We start from the raw sequence: 17,764 nt of genomic DNA on the forward strand, positions 1-17,764 counted from the left end.
CAGACTGATGGACAGGCGATTAACACGCCTGACGACCGCAGATACCCCTGTGATTTTGTCATCTTTCGCGTCCTCCACCCACCCCCTCACGGGCGCCGGAGGCGCCTACACCGGACCGCCGAGCCAGACGCCCACCTCTTCACCCGACACATGGCGCGCGTCGTCACTGGCGAGGAAGGACACGGTCGCCGCCACGGACTCTGCCGGGATCCGCGGCCAATGGGCGGCCAGGGCGTCGACGGCGGCGTCGCCCCCGGAACTGATGATGTCGGTCTCGACGAAACCGGGGACGACGGTGTTGACGGTGATGCCGCGCCGCGCGACCTCGAGTGCCAACGTCCGGGTCATTCCGGTCAGACCGGCCTTCGCCGCCGAGTAGGCGCTCATCCCGGGCGACGGCCGCCGTCCGCCGGACGGGCTTCCGAAGAAGACGACGCGGCCCCAGCCGTTCTCGTACATCGCAGGCAACGCGGCGTGCGTGCAGTAGAACGCCCCGCTGAGGTTGACCGCGATCACGCGATCCCAGTCGTCCGGTTGCTGCTTGCGGACCGAACCGGCGAGGTTCATGCCCGCGTTGTTGACCAGTACCGTCGGTGCCCCGAGCGTGTCGGCGGTCCGTGAGATCAGTTCCTCGGCGGACGCCGCGTCCCCGATGTCCGCCTTGATCGCCGCCGCGGGGCCGCCGCCCGCGACGATCTTCGCGACCACGTCGGCCGCATGCGTCTCGCTGCGCGAATAGTTCACCGCCACAGCGAAACCGTCCGACGCGAGTCGCTGCGCGATTGCCGCACCGATGCCCCGGCCACCCCCGGTGACGACGGCGACCTTCTGTTCACCCGCGTTCGTCATTCAGCGCACCTTCCGGTGAGAGTCCGGCACGTCCGCGTACGTGTCGCGCAGTTCCCGTTTGGCGATCTTGCCGCTGGCCATCCGCGGCAACGGCTCGTCCAGCAGCACGACGTAGCGCGGGACCTTGAAGTCGGCGAGGCGCCGATTGCAGAACTCGACGACATCCGCCTCGGTCAGGCCCGGCGCCGCCTTCACGAGGGCAGCCGGAGTCTCTCCGAACTTCGCGTCGGGCACGCTGATCACCGCGACTTCCTCGACCTCGGGGATCTGATTGATCACCGATTCGATTTCGGCGGGCGAGATGTTGAGCCCACCGGAGATGATCATGTCCTTGAGCCGGTCCACGTAGGTCAGGTAGCCGTTCTCGTCGAGCTTTCCGAGATCTCCCGTGTGCAACCAGCCGTCGATCAGCGTGGCTTTCGTCGCGTCCTCGTTGCGCCAGTAGCCCGGCATCATTCCCGGACCGCGGAGGAGGATCTGCCCGGTTTCACCGGGCGCGCAGTCGTTTCCGGACGCGTCGACGACTCGGATCTTGGTGAAGATGCCACCCCACCCGCACTTGTCCGGATGCTCGGCCGCCTCGTCGCGGGGCATCACGGTGGCGGAACCGCCGATCTCGGTCTGCCCGTAGATCTGCCGCAACTGCACACCCCGGTCCTGCCAGATCCCCAGCAGGTGCGCAGGCACCCGGGCACCGCCCACGTGGGCGGTGGTGAGGTGGCGGAGGTCGGCGTCGGCGAATCCCGGGACCTTCGCGATCTGCTCGAACAGGATGGGTGGACCGGTGAGCGTCGTCGCCTGGTCCTCGACCAGGACACGCAGGGCTGCCTGCGGGTCGAATCCCGGTTGCAGGAAGAGCGTGCCGCCGTGGATGACGGTGCGGGAGATGCCCCAGATGATGCCCGCCGCGGTGAACAACGGCAGCACGAGCAGAGGACGCAAACCGTTGGGCAGGATGGGTTCCATCAGCGACCACTCGTGCATCTCGCCCGCGATGGTCGCGTGGGTGAACACCACGCCCTTGGGCCTGCCCGTCGTACCACTGGTGAAGACGATCGCGGTCGGGGTCGAGACGTCGACGACGGGAGTCGGGAACGTACTGTGCTCCCCGCCGCGCAGGGGCCGCACGTCGTGTTCGAGGACGGCGATCGAGAACGTGTCGTGCGCCTTCAGGACCTCCTCGAGTCTCGGAAGGTACGCCTGATCGCAGTAGACGACCTTCGGCTCACAATCCTCGACCAGCGCCGTGAGCTCGCCGGCGAGCATCCGCTGATTGAACGGCGCGGCGATGGCGCCCACCTTCATCGCCCCCAGCGCCGCCGCGCACCATTCGAGGGTGTTGGTTCCCACGAAGCTGACCCGGTCACCCGGCAGGACGCCGCGCGCCGCGAGGTCGTGGGCGACGCCGTCGGCCCACCTCGACAGTTCCGCGTACGTGACGACGTCGCCGTCGAAATCGATGGCCGGTTGGCCCGGGACGATCCGCGCCCAGAAATTCAGCGCGTCGATCACGGTTCCGCTCATTCATTGCCTCCTGTGTGCCCGGCCGCGACCGGTGGGATCGAAACCGAAGTTCTCCGTGACTGTGCCGCCCGTCACAGCTGCTAAATCTAAAGGTTGTTGTTAAATCCGGCAAGGTCTGCGCTTCGCGCCCGTGAGTACTTGTTAACCGCCGGACGTTAACAAGTACTCACGGGTGCCGGAGGCGCACCACCTCGACGTTGATGCCGGTGAGCTGCGACTGGTTGCTCAGCGGGTCGTAGCCGTCCGGCCCGGTGGGCGCGAGACGGTTGACGTTCACACCCGGGTTGCGCCTCGCGACGTCCAGCCCCCGGGCCGTGCGCTGCCCCCAGCCGTGGGTCATCGCCACGACGCCCGGCCGGAGGGTGTCGTCGTAGATCAGCATCGCGTCGACGTCGCCGTGGCGGTTACGCACGGTGACGTCGTCGCCCTCGACGAGATCCCGGCACCGCGCGTCGTCCGGGTGCATCCACAGCGGATTGCTCTGGTGGACGCCCTGTTTGAACACCGGAAGATTGTGCAGCCAGCTGTTGACCATGTAGTGGGTGCGCCGGGTGATCAGTTTGAGCTGGTCGGCGGGCTCGGCGGCCAACTCCTCGAAGATGCGTTCCGCGGTCCCGTACGAGCGCTGGAACAGCGCGGGACAGCAGTCGATCAGGCCGTCGTCGTGCTGGACCGCGATGCTGAACACGTGCGACGGTTCGGCCTCCGGCAGCACCGCGGTCTGGCAGGGCAGGGTCGCGAGGAGTTCGATGCTCAGACCCGAGTCCCGCATCATCGCGTCGACCGCGGCGAACGGATTCGGGTCGGGGTCGTCGAGCAGCGTCGGGACGCCCATCGCCTGCTGGATGCGAGACAGGATCCACCAGTCGTCGCGGCGCTCCCCCTTCGCGGGGACGACGGCGGGCGTGTACTGCACGTACGGCTCCATCGCCACGCCCATCGTGTTGAGGAAGTTGACGTCCTCCCGTTCCAGCCAGTCCGTAGCCGGCAGAACATAGTCCGCCATCTCACCGGTGACCGTGCGGTACAGATCGACGGTCACGATCAGGTCCAACTGCTCGAACGCCCGGCGCAGGCGGTCGTCCCCACCGACCGACAGCAGCGGGTTGCCCGACACCACGATCAGCGCGCGGACCGGGTCGTCGGGATTCTCGATGAAGTCCGGCAGGAGCGCGGCGGGGAGATCACCGCCGACGGTCCGCATCTCACCGAAGGGACCCTCGTAAAACGGGTCCTCCCGTTTGCGCTTGGAACCCTGCACCACGTCGGCGACGCCACGCGAGTAGATGTTGCCACCGCGCCTGCCGAGGTTGCCGGAGAACAGGCTGACCATGGTGAGCATCCAGTAGGCCAGGGTGCCCTGACGGCCCTGGTTCACCCCGGTCGCCATGTAGACGCTTGCGCTCGGTGCGGCGCAGAACTCGTCGGCGACCCGCCGGATCGTGTCGGCCTCGATGCCGGTGACTCCGGCGATCCGGTCGACGGGATACTGCCGGACGAAGTCGAGCAACTCGTCGACGCGGCGAGCGTGACGTTCCACCTCGGCCCGGTCGTACCCGATCCGGAAGACGATCTCGTGCAGGATTCCGGCGAGGAAGTAGAAGTCGGTGTCCGGCTTGATCAACAACACGTCCCCGGTCTCCGGCGACGACGACTCGATGCGGCGCGGATTGACGAACAGCACTGTCCCGCCGCGGCTCTTCACCGCGCGGATCTTGGCCATCGGATCCGAGATGTGGATCAGCGTCATGTGCGAGACCTGCGGGTTGCTGCCGACGCACAGGAAGTAGTCGGTGTGCAGCAGGTCGGGAATCGGATGCGCCATCGACGCCCCGTAGATCGCCTCACTCGCAGCATATTTGGCCGAGGTGTCCTGGGTTCCCGCACTGAAGCGCATCCGGGTGTCGAAGCCGCGCGCGATCGTGGCGGCGTTCGCGTAGTAGGCGCCGTTGAACGCCGACGGGTTTCCCTGGTAGACGGCAAGGGCACCCCGGCCGTATCGGCGCCGCACTTCCGCGAGCCTGTCGGCGATCTCGCGCGCCGCGACGTCCCACTCCACGGGTTCGAAGTCGCCGCGCTCCTCGCTCCGCGGATTCTTCCGCTTCAGCGGCCGGTCGAGGCGATCCGGATCCTGGTGAACCTGGAGGTAGTGCACGCCCTTGTGGCAGGAGAACCCCTTGTGCACGGGATGATCCCGGTCCGGCTGCAGCCGGACGACCTCGTCACCGTCCACCTCGGCGAGCAGGCCGCACCCCGGCTCGCAGATCCGGCAGAACGTGTGGACCTTCCGCGTCACGATCCCACCCGTGCGGCTCTCGCGACATCGCCTGCCGCGGGGGCGTCGACGATCTTGACCCGAGGACGTCCGACGGCCCGCCCCTGCTCGCGCTCGAAGCGGTCGATCGCGCGCCAGTCCGCGCCGCCGAGCGCGTCGGGCCTGCGTTCGCGCACCAGCGCCGCCAGGTCCGCAGCGGCCGAGGTGGGGGCGGCGAGCAGTCCCGCACGGTGATCGGCGAGGAGTGCCTCGACGGTCTCCGCCGCGCAGTAGCGATTGGTGCCGATCACCCCGGTGGCACCGCGCTTGATCCACCCCGCCACGTAGTGCCCGGGGACGGTCTCCCCCGTCCCCGGCAGCACGACGCGGCCCGCGGCATTGGCGACGGTTCCGGCGGCCTCGTCGAACGGGAGGCCGTCGATCGGCAACCCGCGGTACCCGACCGCCCGGAGGATCAGACCGCACTCGATCCGGTCCACGGTGTCACCGTGGGACACCAGAAGCGACTCGGCACGGCCCGCGCCGAGCACCTCTCGTGGGGAGGTATCGAAGCGCAACACGATGCGCTTGTTGCCCGGCGTCGGCTCCCGCCGGGAGTAGTCGGCGAGGATCCGCAGCTTGGCCGGTGCGTCAGGTGCCGCCGTCACCGGACCGTCGACGAGGACGTCGATACCCGGCAGCGAGCCGAGCGCGAGCAGTTCCGGCGTGGTGCAGGCCGCGTGCTCGGGTCCCCGCCGACCGAGCACCACCACCTCCTCGACCCGGCTGCCGGCCAGGGCGGCGAGGGCGTGGTCGGCGATGTCGGTGCGGCGCAGGGTGTTCACATCGGAGACGAGGATGCGGGCGACGTCGAGCGCGACGTTGCCGTTGCCGACCACGACGGCGCGGCGCGCGGACAGGTCGAACGTGCGGTCGGCGTGATCGGGGTGGCCGTTGTACCAGGCGACGAACTCCCGGGCGGCGTAGCTGCCCGGCAGATCCTCGCCGTTGATGGCGAGGCGCCGGTCCCCCGACGCACCGGACGCGTGGATCACCGCGTGGTGGTGGGCCAGCACCTCGTCGATCGTCATGTCCCGCCCGACCTCGACGCCGAGGTGGAAGGTGAAGCCGTCGCGTCGCGCGGTGCGGTCGAACACCCGGTCCACCGCCTTCGTCTGCCAATGGTCCGGTGCGACGCCGAACCGCACGAGTCCGCCTGCGACGGGCAGCCGTTCGAACATGGTGACCTCGGCGGCGATGTCGCGGCGAGCCAGCAGTTCCTCGGCGGCGTAGAACGCCGACGGTCCGGATCCGACGATCGCCACCCGCAGCGCAGGGGGATGGGTGACGCCGGTGGTCGCGAGGGCGAGCGGGAGCGGCTGCACGTGTGCACCCGGCGGGGTGCTGCGTGGATTCCGCTGGAAGTACTCGGCGTTGATCTCCCGGTACCGGTCGATGTCGGGTGCGGGGGCGTCGCCCGGGACGATCGCGTCCACCGGGCACACGTCGGAGCAGGCGCCGCAGTCGATGCACGCGCCCGGATCGATGTACAGCATCTCGGTGCGCGTGTACTCCCGCTCGGCGGGAGTCGGGTGGATGCAGTCGACGGGGCAGACCGCGACACAGGTCGCGTCGTTGCAGCAGTTCTGGGTGACCACGTACGCCATCAGGGATGCTCCTCGCTGGTGCGCGTCACGGTGACCGGGACGCCGTTGAAGATCGGGGACGCCGTCAGCGCCTCGAGGTCGGTGGTGTCGTCCACCAGGGCGTTGTAGTTGCTGCCGGGCACCGAAGCCGACCGGGACGTCCGCAGGCCCGGCCCGTGGTGGCCCCACCCGTGCGGCATGCTCACCACCCCGGGACGCAACGCGTCGTCGATTCGTAGTTCGGCCGTCACGGTGGTGACCTTGGACGTCACCGCCACCCGGTCGCCGCCGACCAGGCCGCGCTCGGCCGCGTCGCGCGGGCTGATCAGCAGGGCGCACTGGCCGCCGTCCGGTTGGGGCAGGGCATTGTGCAGCCACGAATTCATGCCGCGCCGCTGACGCCGGTTGATCAGCAGCAGATCCGGGGCGGACCGGGTCATGCTCGCCCGCACCCGTGGCAGATCCGCGACGATCATCTCCGGCATCAGGTCGATCCGCCCGTCCGGGGTGCGCAGCACCTCCGGGACGCGCGGTGTCAGCGACCCGTAGTCGATGCCGTCCGGGTTGGCCTCCAGCAGTGCGAGAGTCAGCCCGTCCGGGTCGAGCCCGAAACGGTCTCCGTAGGGTCCGCTGCGCAGACGCAGGTCCAGTAATCGCTGAGGGCCGCGCCGGTCGGTGACGGCGTGCAGAACCTGGTCCATCTCGCGGCCGGCGAGTGTCGCGGCGCGCCGGGCGGCGACGGCGGCCACCTCGTCGTCCATCTCCTCGACCGGACGCTGCGGGGTTCCCTGGGCGATCGCGGCGATCCGCAGCAGGATCTGCCATTCCGCCAGCTCATTGTCGGCGAGGTCGAGTAGGGGTGGGGTGTACCGCGCGACGTTCCGGATCTGGAAGTGCGCCAGTGTCACGTCGTGGTGGCCGCGGGTCGCCAGCGGTGGCGGCGGCAGGATCACGTCGGCGTGGCGGGTGGTCTCGTTGAGGTAGCAGTCCACCGACACCATGAAGTCGAGGGCGCCGAGCGCCTCCTCGATCGCGCCGCTGTTGGGCAGGGACCGGGCCGGGTTCCCGGCGAGGGTGATCAGCGCCCGGGTACGGCCCGGTCCGGGCGTGAGGATCTCCTCGGCGAAGCACACCGCGGGCAACTCCCCCATCGCCTCCGGCAGCCCCCGCACTCGCGAACGCCACCTGTCGAACATCAGCTTCGGCGGTCTGGTCACCGGCCAGGTGTTCTGCCCGCCGGCCGGCGGCAGCGCGAACATCGCCCCGCCGGGCCGGTCCAGGTTGCCGGTGACGGCGGTGAGCACCTCGACGAGCCAATTCGCGAGGGTGCCGAACTCCTGCATGCACGTCCCGATCCGTGAATGCGCCACCGCTGCAGGCGCGCCCGCGAACCCCCGCGCGACCGCGCGGATCATGTCGGCGTCGACTCCGCACGCGCCGGCAACGGCGTGGGGGTCGAAGTCCGCCGCCATCGCGAGAGCGGCGTCGAGGCCGTCCACCACCGCAGGCACCCGGTCGGGCCGGGACAGTCCCTCGGACGCGATGACGGACAGCACGCCGAGCAGGAACAGGGCGTCGGTCCCGGGCCGGATCGGCACGTGCAGATCCGCGACCTCGGCGGTTCGGGTGCGCACCGGATCCACCACGACGAGGGTGCCGCCCCTTTCGCGCAACGCCTGCAGGCGCTGGTGCATGCCGGGCGCGGTGACGGTGCTGCCGTTGGAGACCATCGGGTTCGAGCCGAGGATCAGCAGGTAGTCGGTGCGGTCGAGGTCCGGCAGGCTCATCCCGAGCCCGGTGCCGTACAGCAGCATGTGCGCGAGGTTCTTCGGCCAGGTGTCGACGCTGGCCGGCGAGTAGATGTTCCGGGTACCGACGGCACCGATCAGCTCACCCAGGTAGAACGTCGAATCCAGGTGGTGGGCGGCCGGATTCCCGTGGTAGACGGCGCAGCTGCCCGGGTCGCCGGTGACGAACTCCGGTAGCCGGCGCTCGATCTCAGCGAACGCCTCGTCCCAGCCGGCCTCGCGGAACCCACCGTCCGCGGTGCGCAGGAGCGGGGTCCGGATCCGGTCCGGGTCGCCCTCGATGCGGCCGAGACCGAGCCCCTTCGCGCAACTGTGCCCGGCGCTCATCACGTCGTCGGGGTTCGGCGCGACCCTCGTGATGGCGCGACCGTCGAGTTCGACCAGCAGCCCGCACGTCGACTCGCACAGCGGGCAGATCCGGTGCCCGGCAATCGGTTCTGCCGTCGTCATCACACGTCCTGTTCGATGGTGGTGGGCTCGACCGCGACGGGAACCGCGGTCATGGTGGGCATCGCGTTGATCGACTGGACGCCGTCACCGGTTCCGGTCAGCGCGTTCACGTTCACTCCGACGTCGTCGCGCGGGTCGACGCTCCCGAAGCAGTGCGTCATCGATACGGTGCCGCGGGCCAGTGTGGCGTCCGCCCGCACGGTCGCACGCAGGTGCCCGGACGCCGAGCGCACGATCACCGCCTGCCCGTCGGCGATGCCCGCGGCTGCGAGGTCGTCCGGGTGCACGCTCGCGGGGTTGGCGCCACCCGGAACGAGTCCCGGCACGCGGGTACCGGTGGAGTTGACGGTCTCCCGGATCCGCCGCACCGTCAACAGGAGCGGGAACTGTGCTGCGACAGCCCTGTCCGTCAGTGCTGCGTGCAGTTCGGCGCGCACGTCCTCGGGCATCAGTGTCAGGCGGTGCCCGGCATTCTCCTCGGCCGCCGGACCCACGACGGCGCCGCTGCGTCCGGCGACGTGTCCGTGCGGGGCGGCGACCAGGTCCGCGAACGGGACGCGCCCCCGCTCGGCCGTCATGGCCAGCAACTGCTCGGGCGTCGGTGGCGCGGCGGGGTCGAGGATGCGACCGGCGAACTTGACGGGCTGCCCGGAGGCTGCGGCGAGGTCGAGGAAGAATCGCCAGTCGTCGACGACGCCGGGCGGCGCGGTCACGACCGCGGGGGTGTACTGCGCGAACGGCTGCGGGAAGAACGGCTCCATGATCGCGGTGTGATCGGCACGCTCGTACATCGTGGTCGGGGCGATCACGTAGTCGGCGAGCCGTGCGGTGTCCGACATGCGCGGGTCGACGCACACCAGCAGGTCCAGTGATCGCATCGCGCGCAACGCTTTCCCGCGATCGGGCAGCGCCGCCGCCGGGTTGCCGCCGGAGACGATCAGCGCCCGCACCCGGTCGGGGCCGGGTTCGAGGATCTCGTCGGCGAGGATGCCGGACGGAAGTTCGCCGCGGATCGCCCGGACCCCGCCGATCCGGCTGCGGAATCCGTGCTCGAATGCCCGGGTGGCCGGGGCGACCTCCGCGCGCGCCGGTTGGTGCCGGGTCAGGACCGCGCGGTCGTCGGCCCGCTCCCCCTCCCGCAGATACCGGCCGCACACGACGTTCAGTGCCGCGACGAGGTGTTCCGCGAGGTTCGAGTGCGGGCCCATGCACAACCCGGTGCCGCTGGTCGCCATGCCCCGTGCCGCGTCTGCGAACACGCGTGCCGCGTCGCTGATCCTGTCTGCGGGAATGCCGCAGATCCGCTGCACGACGCCGGGGGTCACGCCACTGACAGCATCGGCGAGCACGGCCAGGTCGGCCGTGTACCGGTGGCAGAAGCCGGCGTCGTGGAGGCGCTCGGTCAGGACGACGTGCAGGAGACCGGCGAACAGCACTGCGTCCGTACCCGGCCGGGGCGCCAGGTGGATGTCGGCGAGAGCCGCGGTCTCGGTGCGTCGCGGGTCGACGACGATGAGCCGCAGGCCCCGTTCCCGCGCCGCCCTCAGGGTGACGGACGGGTTCTGCACCACCGCGCCGTCCCCGTCGCCGCCGTTGCCGGAGACGACGGGGTTGGTGCCCGCGAGCAACCACACGTCTGCGTCCTCGAATCGCTGCCGACCGCCGAGGTACGTTCCCATCCGTTCGGCGACAACCCATTTCGCGGACTGGTCGATGGTCATCGTGGAGAACAGCTTGTGCGAGCCGGTACCCCGGAACCAGGCTCGGGCCATCGGCGGGGTGAGTGCGGCGAAGTTCTGCTGTGTCCCCATGAACAGCGCGACCGCATCCGGTCCGTGCCGGTCGACGATTGCGCGCAGCCGGTCCGCGATGTCGGTGACCGCCCGCGCCACCGGCACCGGCTCGTGGGTGCCTGCGGCGGTGCGGCGCATCGAGGTGGTGAGCCGGTCCGGGCCGTGGACGAGGTCGCCGCCTCGGCGTCCCTTCGGGCAGGTGTAGCCGCCGGAGATCGGATGGTGGGCATCGCCGAGCACCCGCGCGATCCGCCCGTCCTCGATGTCGAGCAGGACCCCGCACGAGGAGGCACACAGCCTGCAGTACGACGTGGCCCTCGACGTGACGGATCGCATGGCTCAGTGCGCCTCGGCGGTGACGGCGGTCGAGTCCGCGGCCCCGGCGACGGTGCGAACGCGCAGTCGTTCCCGCGCGAACAGCGCACCGAGCGTCAGGACGGCGACGGCGGTCGGCACGATCATCAGCAGGAAGATCGTGCGGGCATCCATCCCGGCCGCGATCAGGGCGGCGCCGAGGGTGGGCCCGGCGATGGACCCGATCCGCCCGATTCCCATGGCCCAGCCGATGCCGGTCGACCGTGCCGCGACCGGGTAGATCGACGCCGCGATCGCGATGATGCCCGCCGAACTGCCGGACATCCCGAATCCGACGATGCAGATCGTGATCAGCAGCAACGTGGAGTTCGCCAGGAACATCGCGACGACGCCGATGAACACGGCACCGAGTGTGTAGCCGGCCATCACCACCGCGTAGGCGGCGTCCGCACCCCGGGACCGGCGCCACGCGGTGCCGACTCGGTCGGTGATCCACCCGATCGACAGTGCGCCCGCCATGCCGCCGAGGTTGAACAGCGCCGCGGCGAGGATCGCGTGGGACGCGCTCTGCCCGGCCTGGCTGAACAGCGACGGCATCCACCCGAACAGGAAGTAGATGACCAGGAAGTTGATGACGAACACCACCCACAGCAGCACCGTGTCCAGCGCCCGGCCGCCGGCGAAGAGTTCCCGGATGGGCGATTTGGTGGCCACCGCTGTGTCCACGGTGAACGTCACCGACCCGGTGATGCCCGCGTGCGGTGCGATCGCCGAGAGGATCTTCGCGGCGCCGGCGTGATCGCCCCGGGCCGCGAGGAACTTGCCCGATTCCGGCAGCCCGGCCCACGCCAGCGCCGCCACGATCAGCGGGAGGACGCCACCGGCCACGAAGATCGACTGCCACCCGTACGCCGGGATCAGTTGAGCGGCAGCGAGTCCGCCGAGGAAGCCACCGAGCGACATGCCCGCGACGACGATGGTGACCAGGGTGGAGCGGCTGCGGGCGGGGCTGTATTCACTGGTCAGCGCAATCAGGTTGGGGGTGACGCCGCCGAGCCCGATTCCGGCGAGGATGCGCAGCACGATCAGCACCCCCATCGACGGCGCGAACGCGGACGCGAGGGTGAACACCGCGAACAGCACGGTGCACAGCAGGATCACCCGGCGCCGGCCCCAGCGGTCGGCGACGGGACCGAACAGCAGGCTGCCGACGACCATCGCGCCGCTGCTGAGCGCCAGCAGCAGCCCGAACGAGGCCTTGGACAGGCCCCAGTCCTCGGACAGCGCGGGAATCGCGAATCCGATCAGCTGGGCGTCCATGCCGTCGAGGATCGCGAGCGCCAGGCACAACGCGATCGCACGCTTCTGGAGGGCCGACACCGGTGCGGCGTCGATGAGTTGGGAGATGTCGACTTCACGAGTGGGGGCCACGACGTGTATTCCTCTCGAAGGGGAGAACCGCGGGAGATGAAGCCTCGAACTGGATGGGTCTTGCTAGACGGGGGTGACGGTGCCGTCGACCGCGAGTGCGTCGGCGGGCACCTCGGGGAAGCGCTGGCGCAGGGACGGTTTCGCGAGCTTCCCGGAGAAGGTGCGCGGCAGGGGCTCGCCCAGCGCGACGGCGTGCTTGGGACGCTTGAACTTCGCCAGGTTCTCGCCGGCGACCTCGGCGATGTCGGCGACGATCTCGGCGGCGGGGCGCTCGCTGTGGAACACCACCATCGGCACCTCGCCCCAGCGGTCGTCCTTGACGCCGATGACCGCGAGGTCGACCAGGCCCTCGATGCCGTGCAGCGCCTTCTCGATCTCCGCGGGGTAGACGTTGAGGCCCCCGGAGATCAGCATGTCCTTGCTCCGGTCGACGATCTTGAGGAATCCGCCCTCGTCCTGCATGCCGAGGTCGCCGGTGCGCAGCCACCCGTCGCCGAGGGTCGCCGCGGTGGCCTCGGGCTTGTTCCAGTACTCCCGCAGCACGTGCTCGCCGCGGACCAGGATCTCGCCGACCTCCCCGGCCGGGGTGTGGACTCCCGGATCACCGATCCGGATGTGGGTGCCGACCAGCGGCAGCCCGGCGAAACCGGGACGGGACAGGGCGTCCTCGTAGGCGAGGGTCGAGACCATGCCGGACGCCTCGGTCAGGCCGTAGCACTGCGTGAGCGGGATGCCGTGCGAGCGGTAGAAGTCGAGCAGGTCCAGGCTGACGGGTGCGCCGCCGGTGCCGGCGAACGTGAACTTCGCGAGCCCCCGGGTGCCGAAGTCGGGCAGCATCGTCATCCGTTCCCAGATCACGGGGACGGTCGTGGTCGCCGTGATCTGCTCGCGCTCGAACGTGTCGAGGGCGATCTCCGGGTCGTACTCGCGCAGCAGGACCATCGTCGCGCCGGGCACGACGACGAGCTGCATGAAGATCGACAGGATCGAACCGGTGTACACCAGCGGGGCGGAGCACAGCACCCGGTCGCGGGACGAGAAGCCGAACGTGATCGACTGCGAGATGCCGGGCGTCATGGCGTTGCGGTGGGTGATCAGGGCGCCCTTCTGCACGCCGGTGGTCCCCGAGGTGTAGCAGATGAAGCCGGGGTCGTCGGCGTCGATGGCGACGACGGGTGCGGTCCCGGGGTCGATCAGCCGCTCGTACGGCGGATGGGCACTGCCCCCGATCGCGTAGGTCTCGAACTCCGCCTGCTCGGCGGCGACCTCGAGCAGCGATGCGAAGCCGTCCTCGACGATCACCACGCGCGGCGCGGAGTCGAGCACCATCGGCGCCAGCTCCCTGCCGGTGAGCCGGAAGTTCAGCGGCACGCTGATGGCGCCGAGCTTGAGGGTCGCCAGGATGATGTGGGCGAGTTCGGGGCGATTGAGCATCATCACCGCCACCCGGTCGCCCTTGCGGACGCCCCGCGCGGCGAGTCCGCGGGCGAGTGCGTCGGTGATCGCGTCGACCTCGGCCCAGGTCTGCGCCGTGTCCCCGAACACGATGGCCTGCTGCTGCGAACGTGTCTTACCCCAGAACCGGGTCAGGTCCGCGAGATTCATCTGTGCTCCTCGTGCTCGTCAGCCGGGTGTGACCACCCTCACTTCGTGTGCCGTAAACCTAACAGTTGTAGGCGAACGGCGCAATGCTCGATTCGGGAATTTCGGACACCCGGCTGAACTGGGTCGTCGCACGAAAACAACACCCACACAGTGTATTTCGTGTGGGTGTTGCTTCTGGGGACTGCGTCCGGTCAGCCGGCGGGAGGGGCCTCGCGCCGAGGGCTCGCCGAGTCGGTTGCCGCGGCGACCCGCGTGGTGTCGTACTGCGCCACCGTCCGCAGCACCTCCGCGGTGTCCGCGCCCACGACCGGCGGCAGCGCGGGCGCGAACTTCTCCCCCGCGACGCGCACGGGGCTGACCACGAATTCGAGCTCGCCGACCCCCGGGTAGTCGACCCGGTAGGTGTTGTCCCGCGCCCGGAAGTGCGGGTCGTCGAGCATGTCGGCCACGCTGTTGACCGGACCTCCCGCGATGCCGTGTTCGAGGAACAGCTGCACCCACTCGGCACGGGTGCGCTGCGCGAAGATCTCCGTCAGCGCGCGCCACACCAGGTCCGCGCGGGCGGGGGCACCGTCGTCCGTCCCGGTGAGGTCGACGTCGATCAGGTCTTGGCGTCCAACCGCCACCAGGAAGTTGTGCCAGAACTTCTCCACGTGCGACCCGAACAGGATCGCCTCGCCGTCGCTCGTGCGGTAGGCCTCGAGCCGTGGCCAGTCGGGCAGCCGGCCGTCCGGGAGCCACGTCGGCCGGGGAATCGAGCGGTCCCTGTTCAACGCCGCGTCCACCAGGTCCGGCATCCACGCGGCGGCGACGTCGATGCCCGCCACCTCGACGTGGCAGCCGGTACCGGTGGCGCCGGCCTTGTGCAGCGCCGCGAGCAGGCCCATCGCCGCGTACGCGCCCAGCGCGTACATCGCGATCGGCGGGGTCGTGGAGCCCGCCATGCCCTCGGTCGGCGGCTCCGCGGGAGTGCCGACCTCGCGGAGCCCGGCGTACGCGTCGAACACCGGACCGCCGGTGCCGAGAACACGGTACGGCCCGTCGGTGCCCATGCCCGACACCGTGCACAGCACGATCTTCGGATTCACCTGTCGCAGTTGCTCGTAGCCGATGCCCAGCCAGTCGAGATACCCGCCCCGCATGCCCTCGATGACCGCGTCGCACGACCGCGCGAGGTCGAGGAACGCTTGCTTTCCTTCGGGGGTGCGCAGATCGATTGCGACGCTGCGCTTTCCGCGATTCCACCGCAGGTGCATGAAGGCAGGCCCGTCCTCGTCTCCGACGGCACGGCTGCCGCCGATGCGCACGGGATCCCCGAGCGGACCGGATTCGATCTTGATCACGTCCGCACCCAGATCGGCGAGATGCCCGCCGAGCGACGACGGCGCCAGCTGCGCGACCTCGAGGATCCGAACGCCGTCCAGCAGCGAGTACCCACTCATGAACCCTCCTCTGCTCCCCGACCGACGGCCAGCGAGACATTCTGTGTCTGTTCCGGTTTCAGTTCGATCCAGAGTCCGTCGACGTCGGCGACGAGAACGTCGCCGTGATACATCGCGCCGCGCAGGAATCGCTTGCGGCCCTCCTGCCCGGCCAGCTCCGCCTCCACGCGCAATTCGACGCCGAGCGGCGCGGGGGCACGATAGTTGACGTGCAGGTACGCCGTGCGCGCCCAGTGCCTGCCGGAACTGTTGGCGAGGCGCGCGAGTATCTCGTCGAAGATCAGCGGCGTCACGCCGCCGTTCATCGCGTAGCGCCCGGAATGGAATCTGCCGACCGTGACGCGCCCCCGCGCCCGGGTCGCGGTCACCTCGTCGACGTGGAGGGGTGGCGTCAGCGCCTGTGCCCGGCCGGGAAGATCCCAGCGCCTGCCGGCGATCTGTTGGTCCTCGCCTACCTCGAACTCCGCCAGTCGTGCTGCGAGGTCGCGGAGCGTACGCGCCGCGCGACTCGCCGCGTCCGGACTCGGCCGACTGCGGGTGACGGCTTCCTGCACGGAGCGCAGAGCCTCCGCCAGTTCCGCGAACTCGTCGTCACCGTCCGCGGTCGGTGCGAACGGGTCGTCCCAGCTGGGACTCCAGATGTCGTCGGGGGTCGAGACGCGGGTCACCGGGCGCGCCGTCCGAAGTAGGAGCCGAACATCTCCTCGACCGGACGCGGCCGGAGCGTCGTGCGCGACACGACATTCTCCCGGTCGTACCGGGACCGCAGGTCGCGTCCCGGTCCGTCGAGCAGCAGAGTCTTGATCTCGCGCATCGACTCCGGGGGCTGGATAGCGATCTGCCCGGCCGCCTCGAGTGCGGCGCCGAGCACGTCGCCGTCGGCGGCGTACCGGGAGACCAGACCCATCCGGTGGGCCTCCTCACCGGTGACTGCCCGCGAGGTCATCAGCAGATCGCGGGCGAGCCCGGCGCCGATCAGGTGGTCGAGTACCCACGTGAGATTGGCGCCGCCGTACTTCGCCGCGGTGACGGTGATGCGGGTGCCGGGACCTCCGACGCGCAGATCCGAACACGCCGCCAGCAGGGTGCCCGCGCCGTAGGCCATGCCCTGGACCGCGGCGACGGTGGGTTTGGGGAACGTGAAGTACCTCCACAACAGTTCGTCCCGTTCGAGCAGGCTGAGGGCGCAGGCGTCCGCCGTCATCGCCCGGAGTTCCTTCAGGTCGTATCCCGCGGAGAACGCGGCGGTACCCTCCCCCGCCAGCAGCACCACCCGGACGTCCGGGTCGTCCGCCGCCTCGGCGAGCGCGGAATCGAGTTCACGTTGCAGGCCGAGGGTGATCGCGTTGTGCACGTCGGGCCGCGCGAGTTCGAGTTGCAGCACTCCGGGCGCGGGCGACGATCGGCGAAGGTCGCCCGTCGTCACCGCACACCGCCGGCCGCGGCCTCCTGCCGAGCGACCTCCTCGGCATCGCGGGTGATCATCTTGTGGAACACCTGACCGGGAAGCTCGTTGCGTCCGTAGATCAGCTCGTCGACCTGCCCGTGTGCCGCGTTGGCCGTGATCGTCTTCGTGACGAACCAGTCCTCGGCGTGCAGGGTCTCCATCAGGAGTTCCCAGTTCTTGTCCAGAATCCGCTTCTCCCGCGGAGTCTCGGGTTCCTTCGGGGAGAGAAGGCGAATGGTGCAGTACGACACGTTGGGATCTTCGGTGTCGGGCACGATCGTCCAGATCTCGAAGTGGTTGGGCTCGGTCACGAGCATCGTGCCCGGGTAGATCGTGTAGTTCGCCAGGGAGTAGTCGCGGACGTCGAACGAGTCGGGATCTGCGCCGCGAACCTCGGTGATCGACTTGCGGGCCACGACGATTCGCCACGAACGGTCGACCAGGTCGTAGGCAGTGATGTTGCCCTCGAGGTAGTTGCACACGGTCTTGGTGTGCAACTGGCACAGGTGGTACGAGTCCTGGACGCCGTCGACGGCGATCTTCCAGTTCATGTCGAGTTTCCAGGTCTCCTTGCGCACCTGGAACGACTCGGCCATCCCGGTGTCCGTCACCTCCGCGTCGTGCTTGGCGCCGAGAATCGCGGCGATGTCGAGTTCGGCGCCGACCGTCGGAACCACCCAGACCAGGCCGTGCCGCACCTCGCAGGGAAATTCGACGAGCCCGTACTGCGAGCGGTCCATGCCGTCGAAGCCTTCCGCGTGCGGCATTCCCCGCAGATCTCCACCGCGGCCGTACGCCCAGTTGTGATACGGGCAGCTGAAGACGCGCTTGCAGCCGGCTTCCTCGAACTCCACCTTCGAGCCCCGGTGCCTGCAGACGTTGGAGAAGGCCTTGACGCTGCCGTCCGTCTGCTTGACCACCAGCAGCGGCGTGCCGATCAGCTCGGTCGTGACGAAGTCGCCCGCCTTCTTCAGCTCGTCGACGTGGGCGACGATGTGCGGCAGCCGCCGGACCACCGTGCGCTCGCGTTCGGCGAGCTCGGGGTCGTTGAACACCGAGAACGGCACTCGAAGCAGGTCGTCCGCGTAGTCGGTGCTGTTGTTGTCGACGTGTGCGATCAGTCGCTCGGTGAGGGTGATCTTGTCTTCGCGCTCCATACACCGAGAGTGGCACATGAGACATTCGTTGTCTAGCGTCTCA

At 69.5% G+C, this 17,764-nt stretch carries 12 protein-coding genes; all 12 read right to left on the minus strand.

Annotated features, from left to right (window positions below; all coding sequences use genetic code 11):
• Positions 1-105: 105 nt before the first annotated feature.
• Positions 106-849 (minus strand): SDR family oxidoreductase, encoded by a 744-nt coding sequence (locus tag ACFU5V_RS18055; protein ID WP_378701007.1) that lies wholly within the window; start codon positions 847-849, stop codon positions 106-108.
• Positions 850-2,373, minus strand: coding sequence for a class I adenylate-forming enzyme family protein (locus ACFU5V_RS18060; protein WP_378701010.1), 1,524 nt, complete (start codon positions 2,371-2,373; stop codon positions 850-852). It abuts the gene before it with no gap.
• A 166-nt stretch (positions 2,374-2,539) separates the two neighbouring features.
• Positions 2,540-4,672 carry a molybdopterin-dependent oxidoreductase gene (locus tag ACFU5V_RS18065; protein WP_378701138.1) on the minus strand — a complete coding sequence of 711 codons (2,133 nt, stop codon included), beginning with the start codon at positions 4,670-4,672 and terminating at the stop codon, positions 2,540-2,542.
• Positions 4,666-6,294, minus strand: coding sequence for an FAD-dependent oxidoreductase (locus ACFU5V_RS18070; protein WP_378701012.1), 1,629 nt, complete (start codon positions 6,292-6,294; stop codon positions 4,666-4,668). The genes ACFU5V_RS18065 and ACFU5V_RS18070 overlap by 7 nt, the downstream gene beginning before the upstream one ends.
• Positions 6,294-8,531 carry a molybdopterin-dependent oxidoreductase gene (locus tag ACFU5V_RS18075; RefSeq protein WP_378701014.1) on the minus strand — a complete coding sequence of 746 codons (2,238 nt, stop codon included), beginning with the start codon at positions 8,529-8,531 and terminating at the stop codon, positions 6,294-6,296. Before ACFU5V_RS18075 ends, ACFU5V_RS18070 begins: the two co-directional genes overlap by 1 nt.
• Positions 8,531-10,660, minus strand: a complete 2,130-nt coding sequence (locus tag ACFU5V_RS18080; protein ID WP_378701016.1) for a molybdopterin-dependent oxidoreductase — start codon at positions 10,658-10,660, stop codon at positions 8,531-8,533. Before ACFU5V_RS18080 ends, ACFU5V_RS18075 begins: the two co-directional genes overlap by 1 nt.
• Before the next feature lie 3 nt (positions 10,661-10,663).
• On the minus strand, positions 10,664-12,070 hold the full coding sequence (locus ACFU5V_RS18085) for an MFS transporter (RefSeq protein ID WP_378433647.1): 1,407 nt from the start codon (positions 12,068-12,070) through the stop codon (positions 10,664-10,666).
• Positions 12,071-12,133: 63 nt separating this feature from the next.
• On the minus strand, positions 12,134-13,675 hold the full coding sequence (locus ACFU5V_RS18090) for a class I adenylate-forming enzyme family protein (RefSeq protein WP_378433646.1): 1,542 nt from the start codon (positions 13,673-13,675) through the stop codon (positions 12,134-12,136).
• A gap of 191 nt (positions 13,676-13,866) precedes the next feature.
• Positions 13,867-15,117, minus strand: coding sequence for a CaiB/BaiF CoA transferase family protein (locus tag ACFU5V_RS18095; protein WP_378433645.1), 1,251 nt, complete (start codon positions 15,115-15,117; stop codon positions 13,867-13,869).
• Positions 15,114-15,785 (minus strand): PaaI family thioesterase, encoded by a 672-nt coding sequence (locus ACFU5V_RS18100; RefSeq protein WP_378433644.1) that lies wholly within the window; start codon positions 15,783-15,785, stop codon positions 15,114-15,116. The genes ACFU5V_RS18095 and ACFU5V_RS18100 overlap by 4 nt, the downstream gene beginning before the upstream one ends.
• Positions 15,782-16,543 (minus strand): enoyl-CoA hydratase/isomerase family protein, encoded by a 762-nt coding sequence (locus ACFU5V_RS18105; RefSeq protein ID WP_378433643.1) that lies wholly within the window; start codon positions 16,541-16,543, stop codon positions 15,782-15,784. Before ACFU5V_RS18105 ends, ACFU5V_RS18100 begins: the two co-directional genes overlap by 4 nt.
• A complete protein-coding gene (locus tag ACFU5V_RS18110) occupies positions 16,540-17,721 on the minus strand; it encodes a Rieske 2Fe-2S domain-containing protein (RefSeq protein WP_172651476.1) in 1,182 nt (393 codons plus the stop codon). Before ACFU5V_RS18110 ends, ACFU5V_RS18105 begins: the two co-directional genes overlap by 4 nt.
• Positions 17,722-17,764 lie beyond the last annotated feature (43 nt).

The organism is Rhodococcus sp. NPDC057529, from assembly GCF_042802055.1.
GTDB lineage: Bacteria > Actinomycetota > Actinomycetes > Mycobacteriales > Mycobacteriaceae > Rhodococcus_F.